Below are 17,060 nucleotides of genomic sequence, written 5' to 3'. Positions count from 1 at the left end.
CACCTGTAACCTAAATACCCCTCATGTCCTCCTGGCTCCAACTCTCCATCGAAACCGACGCATCCAAAGCGCCTCTGCTGGAAATTCTCTTCGAGGCGCTTGGCGCACTCTCTGTTACCCTGGGTGACGCAGGTGATCAGCCGCTGCTGGAACCCAAACCCGGCGAAGAAAAATTGTGGAAAAACACCCGGGTCACTGCACTTTTCGAGGAAACTCATGATACCGATCAGCTGCGCGCTGAAATCAATCGAACGCTAAAGGAAGAGATCACCCGTAATCTACAGGTGGAACGATTGGAGGACAGGGCCTGGGAACGGGTCTGGCTCGATCAGTTTCGGCCGATGAAATTCGGTCACAGGCTCTGGGTATGCCCCGATGGACAACTGCCGGACGCCCCCGAAGCTGCCGTGGTGGAACTGGACCCTGGGCTTGCCTTCGGCACCGGCACCCACCCCACTACAGCGCTCTGCCTGGCCTGGCTTGATGGACAAGACCTCAAGGGCAAAACCATCATCGACTACGGCTGCGGCTCCGGCATCCTTGCCATTGCCGCCCTTCGTCTGGGGGCTGCGGCTGCCATCGCAATAGATTACGATCCGCAGGCACTGCAGGCGACAAAAGATAACGCACAAAAAAACAGCGTCGCAGACAGATTATCGATCCACCTGCCTGAAGATACCCCAGAGACACAGGCGGATCTGCTCATCGCCAACATCCTGGCCGGACCTCTTGTTGAACTCGCCCCTCAACTCGGCACATTGATGAAACCAAACACACCTTTTGCCCTCTCCGGCATTCTGCAGGAGCAGGCCGCAATGGTGAGCCAAGCCTACGCATCATTCGCAACGATGGACTCCCCTCAACAGAAAGAGGAGTGGATACTGCTTAGTTCTACTTTGTCAGATTCCATCACCCGGCAACCGACTGTTCCAGCGTCTGTTTTCGATATTGGGAGTCGATAGCCGCTTGTCGTTTACGATGCCGTTTCGTCATTTGCCGTAGTATTTCATCGCGTTCAATATCTCGCCGTGGCAGGAAGGCACGCAATAGCGATTCGATGTCTGAACAACTGAGTAAGGGGTGATCATCTTTTTGCACAATTCGCTCTTCGAGCATGAATAACATCGCCATCATGACCAAGGCCATATGGTGATGCCAGGATTTCCATTTACGGGCCTGATAATCAGCAAGACCTGATTCACTCTTACCATCCTGGAACGAACGCTCAACCCAGAACCGCTGCGCCTGCATCTTTGCAAGACAATGGGATGGCGTTTCTTCCGGTGCATTCGACAAGGTGTATTTAATCGTCTCCGGTGAATTGACCTCTCGTCGTACAATCAGGTGCCATTGATGTGCCTGGGCTTCTTTTCCATCCCAAAGCCAAACCCGATGATGCAGGATCTCGACGCGCAGTTTGCCCTTGCTGCTATCCCGTAATACCACTTGCTGCCACTCGCTGTCCCGTTGCTCATTGAGCCACTGGTCAACGCGCAGACGGGCTGCCTGGGCTTGCAGACGACTTCGACGACGACCGCGCGTTGTCGTGCTCTCCGGTATGAACGGCTGTGGATCTTCCAGGTAGACCTGTTGGTCTTTGTGGATGTCCACCACAAAGGTTTCACCCATCGCCTCCAAACCCCTCAGAAAAGCCGGATCCTTCCCGTATCCCCCATCTGCACCCACCCAGGCAAAACGCAGGCCAAGCGTCCTCTGATGACGCACCATCTCCAGCGCCAACTCTGACTTGCTTTGATGTTTCCGTTCAACTTCCGGGATACCCGCCTTGCGACAGCGAGCCGGGTTCGATACCCACTCTTTGGGTAGATAGAGACGTTCATCTATCAGCGTGGACAAGTGCCCTTTACCCAGTGCTGCGAATACACCAACCTGGCAGTTATCCACCTTGCCCTGGCGGCCATTCCATTGGCGTTTAACCCCCACTGAATGTTTACCCTTCTTGGCAAGGCCACTCTCATCGAGCAACAGACAGGTATCCGCGGTTCCACCCAGCCATTGATCGGCTTCCAGCGCCACTTGGTCTAACACCGCACGATGATCCCACGGGGACTCGGTGAGCATATGCTGGAGACGCTGATCATCTGCGCCTGCAACCACCTCTTCCATGCGTTCCATGTTCTTTCTCTGCGCTTGCATCAGGCCTTTGAGATAGTGTGTGACCGGTTGAAACACCGACCTCGTCTTGCTTCGAAAATGGGATTCAAAGCGGTACTGGAAACGTTGGAATCGCTCCGCTATGCGATCGATTCTACTTATGCGCGTATCAGGTAATTCAAATGACCTTGGTGCTTGTCATTTGATGCTCTTCCTTACGATGATTGCCAAGAAATTCACAGCATATATTTTATATTATTCAGTGAGTTACTTATAGATCTAATCTGACAAAGTAGAATTAGGGGTAGAAAAACTATTGCCTGAAACGCCGCTTGGGGCTAACGTTGTTCATATCTGAGTCCATTGACTGCCGTAATCCATGTATACCCAATGCCCCCATTGCCAGACACTGTTCCGCATCAGCGCCGCACAGTTGACCGTTGCCGCCGGCATGGCCCGTTGCTGCCAGTGCAAATCAGTCTTCAATGCGGAAGAAAATTTGCGGGAGCTGCCCTCCACCGCTGAAGAACCCACCTCTACAGAGACCAAAGAAACCACTTTGGCTGAAAGCAGCCAGGCTCCACCACTCACCGAAACAGAGATCGAAGAACAGAACGACGGACTAGCGGTCGAACCCGACTACTATGCATCGGGCGGTGAGTCGCAAATGATCGATCTGCTCGAAGGCGAACTGCCATCCGAGCACTTTCTGATCCCCGAGAAAAAAGATACGCCTCTCGTCGACAATGTCGAACATAAAAACAATTTTGTGCTGGAGGATATCGCTGACGAACCACTGGATGAGCTCGAGTCCGTGCTCATCTCTGAAACCGATGAGCTATCGATCACAAACGATTTGGATGAAATAACGGCAACGGAACAACAAACAGCCGCCAACTACCCAGAGGTGCAGTTTATCGAACCCCCCAAGCCCTTTTCAGGCATGCTCTGGGGGTCAGGTGCCATTGGACTTCTTCTGATCCTGGGACTGCAATTGATCTGGCAGTTCCGCAGCGAGGCCATTCACTACGAAAGTGGCAGGCAACTTCTCTCGGTGATGTGCCAGGCACTCAACTGTACACCACCGCAACGCCGTGACCTCTCCCGAATAGAGATAGAACATCGGGATCTGCGCCTCCACCCCGAGCATCCTCAGGCACTGTCATTACAGCTCAACATGACAAACAATGCCTCTTTCAAACAGCCCTATCCCCAACTTCAACTCAGTCTTTTCAATGACGCCGGAAAGCTACTTGCAACCCGTCTCTTCGAACCATCGGAATACCTGCCCGCCGGGATCTCCGCCAATTCACCCATGCCGCGCTTTCGCCTCATCGAGGTCATGATGGAGTTGGTTGATCCAGGTGAAGACGTCACCGGTTTCAAGTTCGATTTCCTATAGCGATCCTCAGCCATAATCCCAGGTGCGGTGGGGCGCTGCTGCTACGAACCGGGCTACCCACCCGATAGCATATCCAGAATTGTCAGCAGTTCTTTCCTTTTCACCTCCAACGAACCGAGTCGCTCCCGCAGGATCGCTTCGCTCTTGTGCATCATCTCGGCGTCCCGATCGAGGCGTTTCGTGTCGTCCTGCAGTTGACGGAACTTCTGCTCGAGATCGGCCAGTTTCTTTCGATCAGCCGTACCTTTTCTGCGCGCCAATTCCACCCGCGCCTGATAGGACGCTATGTCTTTCTCCAGGTTGCCGATGTCCTTGCGCAACTCGGCGATCTCGGCCTCCGTCGCCGTCAGGAGCGCCACATTCGTCTGTTTCTGACTCTCCTGCTGCTCGACCTGCAGCTTGGATTGACCGAGACGGGTTTTCTGATTGTCGATATACTTTTCGTGTCCGCCACCCGCGCCGGCTATCGCCGATACTATATTGTCCTCCCGGGGGTCGGTTGTTGCGCAACCGGCAAGGAACACGACAACGAATCCGACCGGCAATAACAACCTGGCGCTCTTACCATTGGGTATCGCCATCCTTATGCAATCACACATATGGACCTCCTCGTCCTAAAACAGGTAATTCAACCATAGGTCCCGATAACATCCCGTTGGTCGGCGATTTCGGCAACCATAGCCTCGAGATCGGAGACATGACTGTTGAGTGTATCGACTTCTGCCTGAAGATCCCGGATTCTCCCGGCATCGGCCTTGGGAGCAGGAACGGCACGCATCTCCTTCAACACTTCATTCTGGGTCTCAGCCTCCTTGCGGGCTAAGGCGAGCTCCTTCTCGGCGATTTCGGCATTCGCCTTGGTTCGCGCATGGCTCTCCTTCGCCTTCTTCTTCGCAGCGCTGGAACGCGTCTTCTGGCTCTTCAAACCTTTGATGATCCCCTTGTTGCGCACGATTTCCTTCTCGACCTCGTCGTTGAACTTCGCAAGGGATTCGTTGTTTTTCTCGCTCTGTTCAATCTGTGCATCGTAGAAATCGGCCTTATTCGCATACTCATCGCGACGCTGATTGAGCAACTCACCGGCAGCACAACCGACCAAGGTTCCTATACCAACTTTCAGCAACGGATTGCCGTCGCCGAGAAAGTCAAATTTATCCAAGAGTGCGGCTGTGACCCCTCCAGCGGCGCAACCCTGAAGCGTAGTCCGCGACAGGGTCGGCTCGCCACTCTCCGCGTTTCCGTCATTCCCACCATCGAAAGCGCCCTTCGCTGAATCGAACATATCGCCAGCACCTTTTGTGAGGTCGTCAAAGGACCAAGCTGCGGTCACCGCCGTCGGCCCCAAAAGGGAGGACGTCGCAATCAAGACTGCCATGGTTTTCGATATACCGCCCGTGAGCCGCGTCTTTTGTATCGTCATCTCTCAACTCCTTCTTCATTTTTGTTGGATAGCAATTATTTTGCACCGAAGCCGGTGCGTATGTCATCCTGCCAGCGATCCAGATCGACAGTCCCATTGAGGACATCCCCGACGTGGCGCGTCGATAGCTCGAGACCAAGCACAACGTAGCGCGTGTTCCGTGCTTTCGCCATGACGGCAAGGCGTTCCCCTGCAAAGTCGCGATAGCTGGCCAGCGTCTGGACCTGGTCGGAATAGGCCTTGAACAACGCGCTGTACTGTTCCTGTAAATAGGAGAGGCGACGTTCAAGCCGCCCGGCACTGGCCAGTGACTCTTTCGATTTCCTGATAAGCTTGAGGGAGCGCTTAGTCCTCCCCAACTCTGACAAGGTCCGGCCAACTTCGGCGGCAGCCTTGACCGTATTCTCCGTCAGTTGCTTAACGAGGTCCTCGGTCGTGCGGACCAGCTGGACACGCGCTTCAACCACCTGCGCGTTGATCCTCCGAACATCCTCCGCCAGACTGGGATTGCGGCGGACGAGATCTGGCAGAAGCGCCTCGATGCGGCGCAGTGGTTCATCAGCACCAAGCAGGCTCGCCTGGGTGCTGCGGCCCGATGCACTCTGCATTTTCGCCAGCGAACCACGCCATGTCTCGTACTCCCTTTCGATCTGATCGAAAACCACTCGGTCCGGGATGTTAGGACTGCCGATGGCAAGGCGGATCCCGACGCGCGGGCTGCGCGTTTCGACCAATCGATCCCCATCGGCCCGCCAAACCGGAATTTCCCGGCGCATGGACAACCGCAAGTCTTTCGCAGTGTCGGTGAAGTTACCGCCACGTCCGACCCGGGAGCCGGACTTTCCTCCGGCCAGTTCCGTCACGAAACGGTCATCGGACAACTCCTCGACATTGCCGAACAGGTCGTAGAAACCGTTGATCGCCCATTGTCGGCCGATGAGCGTGGTTTCCGAATGGATCCGCCGCCCTGACGAAATACGCCCGAATTCCGTGGTTTTTTCCAGGGGAAACGGCAACCTGTCGGAATACTGATCATCGTTGTTCCGGGCCGCGTATTCCCATTCGATCTCGGTCGGCAATCGAAAGAAACCCGGCATCGAGCCAAATTTCGGCATCGCAGCCCGGCAGACGGCATCGTCATAACACCAGGCGGTATAGGCTTCGATAAACGCCTGGTAGTCCCGCAACGGAATGCCGGAGACCGGCTTTGCGAGTAACCGTTCGCGATCGAACGGATCAATCCCCTGCTTCTGAAGGGCGGTATATTCTTCGAGTCCGCCGCTGGACCGCACGAGATAGGCGATCCCGACCGCGATATCCCCTTGACCGAGGACTGCGGCAAACTGAGCGGTCGTCACCTCATATTTACCGAGGACGATGCGCCAGGTTCCGTCTTCTGCCTTGAACGACCCGGCGACAGTGACCCCTTGCTGAGCTTCGAAAATCGGTGCCTCGGGATGGCCCAGGACGATGTTGCGATCGGCAGCCCCCCAATAATTCTTGCCAGGCACCGCCACCGTTCGAAATACCATCGACAGTCCACCCGGCATCGGCATGACCAGATCCCCCGCAGGATCGGGACAGGGATTGTCGAGGGCATTCGGCGTGGCCCCTTCGGCCAACTGGCCGTGGCAGCGATACTGCGCGATAGCCCCGGACATATCCAGCGCCCAACCGAAGCAGAGACCAAGACACAATAACAGTACGCGCCACACGGTCGGCGGTTGCAAGGACGTCACTTTGGCAGAGGTCTTCATTCGGGTCACTCCTGACGCATCGCATCGGCGGGATCGATTCGGGTCGCGCGCAAGGCCGCAAAGAATGACGAGGTGAAGGAGAGCCCCAGCGCAATCAGGCAGGCGTAGACGTGTGCGTCCAACGTGATCCGGCAGATATCCCCCTTTAATCCGAGTTGTTCAGCCTGGAACGTATTGATCAGTGCCGCGATGATATGAGCCGAAAGGGCCGCGGCGGCGACGGCAATCAGGGCCATGATCAAGGCCTGGTAAACAGGAAAAACGAAAATATCGCCTCTGCTGATACCGAGAATGCGGAGATGACCGAGGCTGGCCTGCTTGCGCTCGACCGCTGCATAGAGACTGGTCAAGAGCACCACCGAAGCACCTGCGCCACCAATGATCGCGATGATCAGAAAAAGGCGCATCAGCCCCTGATCGAGGAGCAGGATCCGCTCGATCGTACCGACCTGGGCCACCATATCAATCCCAAGCCCTTGCATATGACGCACGAGTGCCGGCACTTGATCGATGGTCTCGGTATAGAGACGAAAGCCCCGGAAACTGGTTCGTTCGACCCGCAGCCGATCTGTCAGAGAATCATACCGCACCCGTTGCTTCTGGCCGCGCCGCAGCATGCCGCCGAGTGCCGCCGAAAGCTCGACGAATTGCACCGACGGATTTTCCGACAGACCCGCAATCACTGCCGGCACCCTGACCGGATCCCCGTCGGTCGCCGCTATCAGCGTGATCGTCTCTCCAACCCGGTATCCGAGGCCGGCCGGAACCTGGATCCGGTTTATCTCAGCGACAGGCGACTCAAACAGGTGACGTAGATTGTCGGAGGTTCGGACAGGCAGCGCCGGGCTCATCTCCCCACCGGAACCTTCGATCGTAACCACCAGATGGTCGACATAGGGAAACACGTCGTAATTCTGCCCGCGAAGAACGCTGATCACCCGGCGCAACACCTCCGGACCCGCCAGGCGTTCGATCGCCGACAACCGGAACACCGATTGCTCTTCGGGAAAAGTCATGCCGAGACGTTTCTCGAAACCATCCGGTTCCCCGGGTTCGCCGATAAAAAAGCCTGTCAAGGTTTGCAGGCGGCTTTGCACGGTGGCTTTCAGCGGCCGCTCGGACAGGATATAGAGCCCGTCGAAGCCGGGAGCGACGTCGGGTGGCGACCCCGGCCAGTCCCGCTCCGACACCGCATATCCCTCGCGGTAGGTTTCGATGTCACGCACTAAAGCGAAGGGGAGGTAGATCCTGGGCAGCGGATCGGCCCTTGCCGGCAAAACGCCTTTCACCCACGCCTCGACGGTCTCGACCTCGCGGGCACTGGCGCGCTGACGCCCGATTTCCAGCGTCAATCGGTCATCCAGCTTCACCTTCAGTTGCACCGCTGCCTCGGCCGACAAAACCGCTCCCCCCGCAGCCGGGACCTGCGCGTCGTAAGAAGTCAGCAGCGGATCGCCGGGGGCGGTCGGCAGCATATCCAGTATGGTCTCGCTCTCCACCCTTGGGCGCGCTTCCGAACTTGCTGCGTCGCTGGCAGAAACAATGATCGAACTCGCTCCACGGGTGATTCCCTCCATGACGAAATCAACGTCGGATCGCGCCCTTAGGGCAGCGAAGAAGGTTTCGTCGTAGGGTCGTGTCTCGGCCGGGCGCACCTCGCGGAAGACGGGATCACCGACCAAGTCCTGGCGCAACGATTCCACGATTCCTGTCCGCAACCCGTCCAGGATGAGTAGCGGTGCGCCGATTGCCGCGAGCGACCCGATCAGACAGAAAGTCAATAATGTCTCGGCCCGGAGATCGGCAATCGCCAATCTCAGGATCTCCATCCTGGAAACAGGTGAAGTAGACCCGGTCACTGCACGAAGTCTCCTGCCGTCACATCGCTGATATAACGAATAGTGCCGGCGTGATCGGGTGTCGAGACACGATTGAAACGCACCACCATATCAGCGAGGCCCGACACCAGTTGCTCGTCATGGGTCACCATCACGATCGCGGTCCCTTGAGCTTGCGCCAGTTCACGAAAATGCTCGACCACATGCCGGGCCCGTTCCCGGTCAAGGGCGGCCGTCGGCTCATCGGCCAACACCATCGCAGGACCATGAGACAAGGCACGCAGGATCGCCACCCGTTGACGCTCGCCGCCGGAAAGCGTTGACGGCATCTTCTCTTCGTACCCCCCAAGGCCTAAGCGCTCAAGGGCTGCGGAGATCGTCCGGCCCTCGGGTTTCCGCCCAAGCAGGCGCAGCGGCAGCCCGATATTGTGGGACACATCCAGGAACGGGATCAGGCCCCCGGTTTGCAAAACGTAGCCGATAGAGCGTCGACGCAAGGCGGCCAGCGGATCGTCGTTACCCTGCCGCCAGGTTTCGACGATATCGACAGTGTCGACACCCTCTCCATCCGGCGAGAACAGGAACGTCCCGCCCGCGCTGGGCCTTAGGACGAGGCCCAACAGATCCAGGAGCGTACTCTTGCCCGAACCGCTCGCTCCGACCAGGGCCACGAAGCGGCCACGTTCGATACGCAGTTCTGGGACGACCAGCTCGAAGGTCCGCTCGCCGCCTCCCCGGTACCGTTTTACATCGCGAAGCCTGACGATGTCCGAAGTCATGGCCCCGTAATCACGGCAGTAATGTCAAGGGCAGGGCAGTCACCTTCTGAAGGTCATCTCCGCCTTCGTCCAGTTTGATCCAACGTCCGGAGTTATTGAAAATGTCCTGGTAACTCTTCAACTTGGATTTTAAACGCGCTTCGAACAGGTGTTTGTCCGTCTCCGACATTTCAGCCAATGCCCTGGGCTTCAAGCCGAGAACCTCGCTTCGATAGGGAAGAGCCGACACCCATTTAGGCAGAAAACCCTGTTCGCCGAGCGTGGCATCCGCAGTGACATCCTGCCCGAGCGCGGTTTGTGCCGACACAGATTGCAGCGCGGTGTAGAAATCCATCCGGGCTTGTTTCGCGGTGACCATCGCATCGTAGATGGTTTGTGTCTGCCGGATGATGTTGTCCATGATCTGCCGGGATACGAGGACGCGGATTTCAAGGCGTTGCGTGAACGAATCCTGAAGATCGAAGTCATGAACCCAAGCCATGAAATCCTTGCCGGGAGCACCATCGGACCCAAGATATTCGATCACAGCGGCCCGGAAGACATTCTCAATCACCGCAACGCCGGCCTCGGCTGAGTCCTTGTCGACGCCTTTGGGAACCTCGCTGCGGGGCAGCGTCTGGCCATCCTTGGCGAACCCCTTGGCGCCTCTGTTGTTGCCGGTGGCAACGAGTTTACCCAGCTCCTCGACGACTTTTGCAATGCTGTCGAACTGAAAGGAAAGCTCCCCTATCCGGGTGACCTCGATCTCGTGGGAGCCTAGCTTCCCGTCAGCCTCGCTTGACTGGTTGCGGCCCAGGATGGAGAACTGCTCGATTCCCACCGGCCAATCGGCAGCGGCTACACCGTCCTTGAGGTAGTAGGTCGATATCAGCGTGTTCGACTGGTTGGCAATTTGCCGAAGGTGTTCGGGCGTCATGCCTGTGGAACTCTTCGCAGAATCGGCTTCATGGCCGCTCGCGTCACCGATCAACACGACCACCCGGCGCACATTGCCGTCCTCGTTGGACTCGGTCGACCAAGGGCTTTGCAAGGCCAGCCGTACGCCCGCAAAAACATCCTCGCGCCATTCGTCGCTCGTCACATCGGCCGCCAGCGGTTGGCCTCCGTTTTTCAGCAAGTCGCGCAGCCCGCCCGCATCGACCAGTTCCGGGGTAAAGTTCTTGGTCGTCCACTTCAAACCAGGGCTTATCTCCACACTGTCCCGGAACCCGATCAGACCGAACTTGGCGAAGTCGCCGGGACTGCCATTCTCGATCCTACTCGCCAATTTGCCCGCTGCTTCGGCAACCTGATCGATATAAGGTTGCATACTGCCGGTCATATCGATCACAAACTTGATATCGACCCGCAGGTCCTTGATGTCGCGACCATCCCGGCGAAGAGGTTCTTTCAAGACCTCGGAATCTTCAAGGGTCCCTTCACCCGGCTCTGCGCGGCTGCCCGGCACAGCGTTCATGATACGAAGATAGTGGGAATCCTCATAGCGGGGTTCCGCCTCCCATTCCAGGATGGGCATGAGGTAGAACCTATCATCGATATCGATGAACTCAGGGGGCTCCGTGGCGATCACGCCGGCTGGTTTCTTCGACGCCGACAGAGTGTCGTAGAGCGCTTTGGCCCGGCCCACGCGGTCATTCGCCCGCACCACTCCTTCCTTGAGAGCCTCCCTGGTTTCGAATTGCAGGACCGGCATGCGGCGATCGGTCCCCGTGCCCGGATGCAGGAAGGCAACAAGCAGCGCCTGACGCCATTCCATAACGTCGGCCGCTTTCATCCAGCCGATCGGGGTTGTCGCAGTGTAGCCGACCCGATACCATCCCTTCGGCGCGACCGGATCGGAGAAATCGAGATCCTTGCGCTCAAAGACAAACGCCGGCTGGAAGGCCGCGACGGCGTCGGAGCGGATCGTCCCCTTCTCGTCCGCATCAGCATAAAGAGGCGTTGCGGTTCGCGTGATGATTCTCAGCGGCTGAGCCGTCTGATCGACGATGCAGGGCGTGCGTCCACCCGCGCAGGTAATGCCGGACGGCACGAAAGTCGGATCGTCGCCGGCCATGCGCTTCTGGCTCTCAGCCGCGTCACCACCGGTTTCGGGTTTCCGTTGCACATCCGTATCTCCAGGCGCCGCTTCCGCCCCGTCTTGTCCGGAGTTGGCGGTACCGCCAAGCGGGGGGACAGGCTCCTTCGGCGGGAGCTGCTCAGGTGCCGAGGCGCCGTTCTCCGGGGCTGTTTCGCTCGGTAGCGCCGGCTCCTTCAAAGTTTCCCCTGATTGCGGGGTCGACGGTGCAGTCTGCGCGCCCGCGTGGTCCTCCTTTTCCGCAGCAAGACTCGTCCCGCCAACGAAAAACACCAGGACGGCCGCGACGGCAACGGACCTCAGCCAGGCCACGCCCTTCCCCTCTGCTTTCGATATCCTTCGCATTGTATCTCCCCGATTTGAAATAATTTTGTAACGCGCATAAACCTCTAACCCCCTGATTCCAAACACCTGAATCATCCTGCCCCGACCAGCGGGTTTCACGGGACGAGGGAAAGAGTCATCTTTCGATCTTTGCGGCAAAGGACGACCGGAACCTCGAGCCGCCGGCCGTTCAAGCTCTTGTCCAGGGTCAGAAGATCGTTGATTCCTTTACTGTCCACGGCCGTGACGATATCCCCAACCTGAAGCCGGTTCTTCCCGACCGCCTTCTTTTCGTCGACGTAGGCGACCGAGACGCCCCTGCATGTATCACCTCCGTCGAAGCGTTTCGGTTGCTCGGTGAAGACTGCATGAAAGTGGTGGGCGAACTGGAGGTACTGTTTCGTCTTCCCTTTCGGTTTCAACTCGTGCCTGGCTGAAAACGAGAGGTATGCACGGTGGGGAGCGCCATCGCGCATGAAGACCAGCGGATAACGGTTGTCGACCTCGACCATAGACACGAAATTCACAATATCATGGAGCTTATCGATGCGCTCTTCCCCGGCTCCCGTGATGATATCGCCTTTTCGGATTCCCGCATTGAAGAACGGCGAGCCGGGCTTGATCTCCATGACTAAAACACCACTGTCGACGGACACCTTCAACTCTTTAAGCAGTATTTTGCGAACAGATTTATCAGCCATCAACTTGGCGAGGGAGGCGCCTTTCTCCAACCCATGGTAGGCCCGGCGCAGACGCCCGTTCTCGATCAAACGCTCAATCACCCGGACCACGATATCGGAGGGCACCGCAAAACCGATGCCATCGATAGTGCGTTTCCCTTTTTTCGCGAGCTCCAGTGTGTTGATCCCAACAATGCGACCAGCCGTATCCAGCAGCGGTCCCCCGCTGTTTCCCCCGTTGATTGCCGCGTCCGTTTGAATGAACGCCTCGACTCCGCCTTTTCCCAGGCTTCTCTGGGTCGCACTGACGATTCCCATGGAGTACGAGAAATCGAGTCCGACGGGTGAGCCGGCCGCGAACACCACATCGCCCGTCCTGACGGTCGAGGAATCGACGAAATTCAGCGCCTGCGCGGGGGACTCATTGAGTTGCACGACGGCGATATCCGTCATCTTGTCGGCACCGACCAGGTGTGCCGGAACCTCGCGTCCGTCGGATAGAAGCACGGTCAGCTTTTCGGCGCCTTCGACCACGTGGTGGTTGGTGACCGCCAGACGGCGCTTTGCATCGAAGAATGCCCCGGAGCCAAGACTCGTCGCTTCTAGACGATACTCTTTCTTCTTTGTCTTTTTATCTTTGTGTTCAACCTTCTGCCAATTGTTGATACGGACAATGGCGCCAACCGTTGCGTCCACAAGATCGGCATAGCTGTGAATTCCGCGACGCTTGTCGAACGGCGCGCGAAACTGCCCCGGTTTCGGTGCTTCGACGGTCAAGGCTCCCCAGGATGACATGCTCGGGAGAGTCCCGGCCATCAGTACCAAGAGACACAACAACGCTTTTACCGGATGCCGGGAGATGCGGACATTAACCATGAAGAACCTGCAAAAAGTTAAGTTACTGAATTGTTAGTTTTTCTATAGACACTATTTGGCAATCCCATTCGTGATGAAATGTACTGCATTTAATTCGTGCTTCTGTATATCAGCCATCACTGGTCCTCTTCGATTTTTCGTAACCGGCTTTTGCCAAATCCGGCGTGAATTTCCTAACCATTTTTGGTTTTCATAGGACCAATAAAATTAACTACGGTCTCGTGATTATTCAGCGAAACGCCTTGCCAGCTGCGCGTGATGTGGCAGAACAAGCGATGTTCGATCTTGTTCCACTTGACTGGTTTGGGGGGGATTGCAGCGCGACTCGATGAGTAATTTATGCTCCTTGCGCGCCCGCTGACGAAGCGCTTCATCCATTTCAATTGAGGGAAGAATGCTTCCCAGGTGTGTATTACATGACGCGGTTCAGAGTATGAATTTAACCCCTACATGTCAACCCGCTGCGGACAAAGAGCAGAGCTATCGCGCTAATAAACTACCGGGCATCCGTATAGTGTTAACAGGCCTGGTAAATTATGACGCAGAAAATCGATCACAGCCAACTTTGTTGCATTTTTACCACTGTAGCAATAATCAAAAAAATGAGCATGAACCTTTGATTCACCCTGAAAATGGCGTTATTATCTATCGCCTTTCCCCTCGATTTTCGGACTCGATCTCGTCGTCGATATGCGCATCGGACCCTACAGGCTGGAAAACAATCTCCTGTTGGCGCCGATGGCCGGAGTGACTGATCGACCCTTCCGCCAGCTTTGCCGGCGGCATGGCGCAGGGCTTGCTGTTTCCGAGATGGTTTCAGCCGACTCATCGCTCTGGGGCAGTCGTAAAACGCTGCGGCGACTCGATCACGAGGGGGAGACCGGCCCCATTGCGGTGCAGATCCTCGGATCTGACCCACAAACGATGGCAAAGGCGGCGCGGGCAAACGTCGCCAATGGCGCCCAGATCATCGATATCAACATGGGTTGCCCGGCAAAAAAGGTTTGTAAGGCGTCGGCGGGTTCGGCTCTGCTTCAGGATGAGGCCCTGGTCGATGACATACTGCAGGCAACGGTTGCTGCCGTCGAGGTGCCGGTAACGCTGAAGATCCGCACCGGATGGGATCAGCAGAACCGAAACGGGGTGCGCATTGCTCAGATCGCTGAAGCGGCGGGCATACAGGCGCTGGCGGTCCATGGCCGTACCAGGGCCTGCAAATTTTCGGGTGATGCGGAATATGAAACCATCCGCGCCATCAAAGAGTCAGTCACCATCCCGGTGATTGCGAATGGGGATATTAGAACACCGGAGAAAGCACATAAAGTGCTTGAGGCAACCGGTGCTGACGGAATCATGATCGGCCGGGCGGCTCAGGGAAGACCCTGGATCTTTCGCGAGATCGATCACTATTTGAAGACCGGCGAAAAGCTGGCCGAGCCCTCCCCCTCTTGGGTGAAGGCGTTACTGTTGGAACATCTGCAGACACTCTATGATTTCTATGGGGAACATCAGGGTGTTCGCATTGCCCGCAAGCATATTGCGTGGTACAGCAAAGCCCAAAGAGGCGGCGCGGAGTTCAGAAAAACGATAAATGACTCGGAATCAGCGGATGAGCAAATGCAGCTTATCCACGGTTTTTTCGATAGTAAGACAAGCACGGGGAGCTTGGCGGCATGAATATGGAAGCAGGTATGTTCCGGAGTGACGGTGATTCCACACTGACAGTCACGCACAGCAAAAAAAGCGAGCCTCTGCGTCAATGTGTGCAGGATGCGATGCAACGCTATTTCAGCCATCTTGACGGGCACGGCACAAGCAACCTCTACCGCATGGTAATGAATGAAGTCGAGGCGCCTCTGTTGGAGAGCGTCATGGAATATGCCGGTGGCAACCAGACCCGCGCAGCCGCTATTCTCGGTATCAGCCGCAGCACGTTACGCAAAAAACTCTCGCTCTACGACCTGGATTGAACCTGCTGTCGAAATCCGTCCCTAGACTATTTCACCACGGACGCTTTCGGCACTATATATTGTGCTCTAGCAAACATAACATCTCATTAATCCCTCCAAACAAACGGATAGACCTATCATGTCTTCGATTACCCGCGCCCTGATCAGCGTTTCCGATAAGACCGGCATCGTGGAGTTCGCCCGCAGCCTGGCCGAAAAAAACGTTGAAATCCTCTCCACCGGCGGCACTGCCAAGCTGCTTACCGACAACAATGTCCCAGTCATCGAGGTCTCCGAATACACCGGTTTCCCGGAGATGATGGATGGACGGGTCAAGACCCTGCACCCCAAGATTCACGGCGGCATTCTCGGCCGGCGGGGCACCGACGACCTGGTAATGAAAGAGAACGGTATCGGCAATATCGATCTGATCGTGGTCAACCTCTACCCCTTTGAGCAGACCGTGGCCAATCCCGACTGCGATCTGCCGACCGCAATCGAGAATATCGACATCGGTGGCCCCACCATGCTTCGTGCCGCAGCCAAGAACCACAAGGACGTCACCGTGGTGGTGGATGCCGCAGACTATGCGCGGGTTCTGGAGGAGATGGACGGCAACGACGGCGATATCTCCGCGGCCACCCGCTTTGATCTGGCGGTAAAAACCTTCGAACACACCGCCCGGTACGACGCGGCCATCGCCAACTATCTGGGCGCCCGCACCGGCGAAGAGGTGGCAGACTTTCCCCGCACCTTCTCCATGCAGTTCAAGCAGGTGCAGACCATGCGTTACGGCGAGAATCCGCACCAAAAGGCGGCCTTTTTCGTTGAACACAAGGTCGACGAGGCGTGTATCGCCACCGCCAAACAGATCCAGGGCAAGGAGCTCTCCTACAACAATATCGGTGATACCGATGCGGCCCTGGAGTGCGTAAAGAACTTTGACGAGGGCCCTGCCTGCGTCATCGTCAAGCACGCCAACCCCTGCGGCGTGGCCTTCGGCGACAATCTGCTCGAAGCCTATGATCGCGCCTACAGTACCGATCCGGAATCCGCCTTCGGCGGCATCATCGCCTTCAACGGTGAACTGGACGGCGAGACTGCCCAAGCCATCGTCGACCGGCAGTTCGTCGAGGTGATCATCGCGCCCAAACTCTCCGCCGCAGCCATCGAAGCGGTCAGCAGCAAGAAGAATGTGCGCCTGCTGGAGTGCGGTGAGTGGAATGTCGAAGCAATGCACCGCACCGAGTTCAAGCGCGTCAACGGCGGTCTTCTGGTACAGGATGCCGACCTGCAACTCACCAACGAGATCAAGGTCGTCACCGAACGCCAGCCCACCGATGAAGAGATGCGCGACCTGCTCTTTACCTGGCGCGTCGCCAAGTTCGTCAAGTCCAACGCCATCGTCTACGGCAGGGACGGTATGACCATCGGTGTCGGCGCCGGCCAGATGAGCCGCATCAACTCCGCCCGCATCGCCGGCATCAAAGCGGAACATGCAGGCCTGGAAGTGAAGGGTTCCGTGATGGCATCAGACGCCTTCTTCCCCTTCCGAGACGGCATCGACAGCGCAGCAGAGGCAGGTATCGCCGCAGTGATCCAACCCGGTGGCTCCATGCGCGATGACGAGGCGATCGCTGCCGCGAACGAACACGGCATGGCCATGGTCTTTACCGGCATGCGCCACTTCCGTCACTGATCGACTTTACCACGAAGGACATTAAGGATAGATGCCTTGGGTCTGATAGATTGTTTTCTTGTCATCTCGACCGTAGGGAGAGATCTCCATCCGCAGCGATAATAATAAGCTACGAGGTCGAGATTTCTCGCTACACTCGAAATG

Annotated in this window: 13 protein-coding genes and 1 pseudogene; 5 read left to right on the top strand and 9 right to left on the bottom strand. The window is 56.9% G+C overall.

The window, feature by feature from the left end:
• The first annotated feature begins 23 nt into the window (after positions 1 to 23).
• A complete protein-coding gene (gene prmA, locus HPY30_10875) occupies positions 24 to 962 on the top strand; it encodes a 50S ribosomal protein L11 methyltransferase (GenBank protein ID QYZ66451.1) in 939 nt (312 codons plus the stop codon).
• On the opposite strand, the gene HPY30_10870 is transcribed toward prmA, so the two are convergent.
• Positions 910 to 2,157: an IS701 family transposase gene (locus HPY30_10870; protein ID QYZ66450.1), complete on the bottom strand. Its 1,248-nt coding sequence runs from the start codon at positions 2,155 to 2,157 to the stop codon at positions 910 to 912. The two genes, prmA and HPY30_10870, sit on opposite strands and share 53 nt — an antisense overlap.
• A 337-nt stretch (positions 2,158 to 2,494) precedes the next feature.
• On the opposite strand from HPY30_10870, the gene HPY30_10865 reads away from it, so the two are divergent.
• Positions 2,495 to 3,517 carry a DUF3426 domain-containing protein gene (locus HPY30_10865; protein QYZ68003.1) on the top strand — a complete coding sequence of 341 codons (1,023 nt, stop codon included), beginning with the start codon at positions 2,495 to 2,497 and terminating at the stop codon, positions 3,515 to 3,517.
• A 53-nt stretch (positions 3,518 to 3,570) separates the two neighbouring features.
• On the opposite strand, the gene HPY30_10860 is transcribed toward HPY30_10865, so the two are convergent.
• The 8 genes and pseudogenes from HPY30_10860 to HPY30_10825 all read right to left on the bottom strand — a co-directional run bounded on the left by HPY30_10860 (position 3,571) and on the right by HPY30_10825 (position 13,564).
• Entirely contained in the window at positions 3,571 to 4,116 is a 546-nt protein-coding gene (locus tag HPY30_10860) for a hypothetical protein (GenBank protein QYZ66449.1), read from the bottom strand.
• Between the two features lie 29 nt (positions 4,117 to 4,145).
• A complete protein-coding gene (locus tag HPY30_10855; GenBank protein QYZ66448.1) occupies positions 4,146 to 4,937 on the bottom strand; it encodes a hypothetical protein in 792 nt (263 codons plus the stop codon).
• A 35-nt stretch (positions 4,938 to 4,972) separates the two neighbouring features.
• The gene (locus HPY30_10850) at positions 4,973 to 6,694 is read right to left on the bottom strand and encodes an SUMF1/EgtB/PvdO family nonheme iron enzyme (GenBank protein ID QYZ66447.1); all 1,722 of its coding nucleotides are present in this window, start codon (positions 6,692 to 6,694) and stop codon (positions 4,973 to 4,975) included.
• Between the two features lie 5 nt (positions 6,695 to 6,699).
• Positions 6,700 to 8,508 (bottom strand): hypothetical protein, encoded by a 1,809-nt coding sequence (locus HPY30_10845; protein QYZ66446.1) that lies wholly within the window; start codon positions 8,506 to 8,508, stop codon positions 6,700 to 6,702.
• A 41-nt stretch (positions 8,509 to 8,549) separates the two neighbouring features.
• Positions 8,550 to 9,311 (bottom strand): ATP-binding cassette domain-containing protein, encoded by a 762-nt coding sequence (locus HPY30_10840; protein ID QYZ66445.1) that lies wholly within the window; start codon positions 9,309 to 9,311, stop codon positions 8,550 to 8,552.
• 10 nt (positions 9,312 to 9,321) lie between these two features.
• The gene (locus HPY30_10835; GenBank protein QYZ66444.1) at positions 9,322 to 11,700 is read right to left on the bottom strand and encodes a hypothetical protein; all 2,379 of its coding nucleotides are present in this window, start codon (positions 11,698 to 11,700) and stop codon (positions 9,322 to 9,324) included.
• 128 nt (positions 11,701 to 11,828) lie between these two features.
• Positions 11,829 to 13,268, bottom strand: coding sequence for a PDZ domain-containing protein (locus tag HPY30_10830; protein QYZ66443.1), 1,440 nt, complete (start codon positions 13,266 to 13,268; stop codon positions 11,829 to 11,831).
• 200 nt (positions 13,269 to 13,468) lie between these two features.
• A pseudogene (locus HPY30_10825) lies at positions 13,469 to 13,564 on the bottom strand (hypothetical protein).
• Positions 13,565 to 13,958: 394 nt separating this feature from the next.
• Between HPY30_10825 and dusB the strand changes: the two are divergent.
• The 3 genes from dusB to purH all read left to right on the top strand — a co-directional run bounded on the left by dusB (position 13,959) and on the right by purH (position 16,916).
• Entirely contained in the window at positions 13,959 to 14,945 is a 987-nt protein-coding gene (dusB, locus tag HPY30_10820) for a tRNA dihydrouridine synthase DusB (protein QYZ66442.1), read from the top strand.
• Positions 14,942 to 15,238, top strand: coding sequence for a DNA-binding transcriptional regulator Fis (gene fis / locus HPY30_10815; GenBank protein ID QYZ66441.1), 297 nt, complete (start codon positions 14,942 to 14,944; stop codon positions 15,236 to 15,238). Before dusB ends, fis begins: the two co-directional genes overlap by 4 nt.
• A gap of 118 nt (positions 15,239 to 15,356) precedes the next feature.
• A complete protein-coding gene (gene purH, locus HPY30_10810; GenBank protein ID QYZ66440.1) occupies positions 15,357 to 16,916 on the top strand; it encodes a bifunctional phosphoribosylaminoimidazolecarboxamide formyltransferase/IMP cyclohydrolase in 1,560 nt (519 codons plus the stop codon).
• The last annotated feature ends 144 nt before the right edge of the window (positions 16,917 to 17,060 follow it).

The sequence above is a fragment of the Gammaproteobacteria bacterium (ex Lamellibrachia satsuma) genome, assembly GCA_019623805.1.
Taxonomy (GTDB): domain Bacteria; phylum Pseudomonadota; class Gammaproteobacteria; order Chromatiales; family Chromatiaceae; genus QGON01.
The sequence above is the reverse complement of the archived record's forward strand: the minus strand, read 5'-3'. Positions and strand labels throughout refer to the sequence as shown.

Coding starts and splice junctions, on each gene's coding strand:
- prmA (QYZ66451.1), top strand. CDS start 24: ATGTCCTCCTGGCTCCAACTCTCCATCGAAACCGACGCATCCAAAGCG.
- HPY30_10870 (QYZ66450.1), bottom strand. CDS start 2,157: ATGCAAGCGCAGAGAAAGAACATGGAACGCATGGAAGAGGTGGTTGCA.
- HPY30_10865 (QYZ68003.1), top strand. CDS start 2,495: ATGTATACCCAATGCCCCCATTGCCAGACACTGTTCCGCATCAGCGCC.
- HPY30_10860 (QYZ66449.1), bottom strand. CDS start 4,116: ATGTGTGATTGCATAAGGATGGCGATACCCAATGGTAAGAGCGCCAGG.
- HPY30_10855 (QYZ66448.1), bottom strand. CDS start 4,937: ATGACGATACAAAAGACGCGGCTCACGGGCGGTATATCGAAAACCATG.
- HPY30_10850 (QYZ66447.1), bottom strand. CDS start 6,694: ATGAAGACCTCTGCCAAAGTGACGTCCTTGCAACCGCCGACCGTGTGG.
- HPY30_10840 (QYZ66445.1), bottom strand. CDS start 9,311: ATGACTTCGGACATCGTCAGGCTTCGCGATGTAAAACGGTACCGGGGA.
- HPY30_10830 (QYZ66443.1), bottom strand. CDS start 13,268: ATGGTTAATGTCCGCATCTCCCGGCATCCGGTAAAAGCGTTGTTGTGT.
- dusB (QYZ66442.1), top strand. CDS start 13,959: ATGCGCATCGGACCCTACAGGCTGGAAAACAATCTCCTGTTGGCGCCG.
- fis (QYZ66441.1), top strand. CDS start 14,942: ATGAATATGGAAGCAGGTATGTTCCGGAGTGACGGTGATTCCACACTG.
- purH (QYZ66440.1), top strand. CDS start 15,357: ATGTCTTCGATTACCCGCGCCCTGATCAGCGTTTCCGATAAGACCGGC.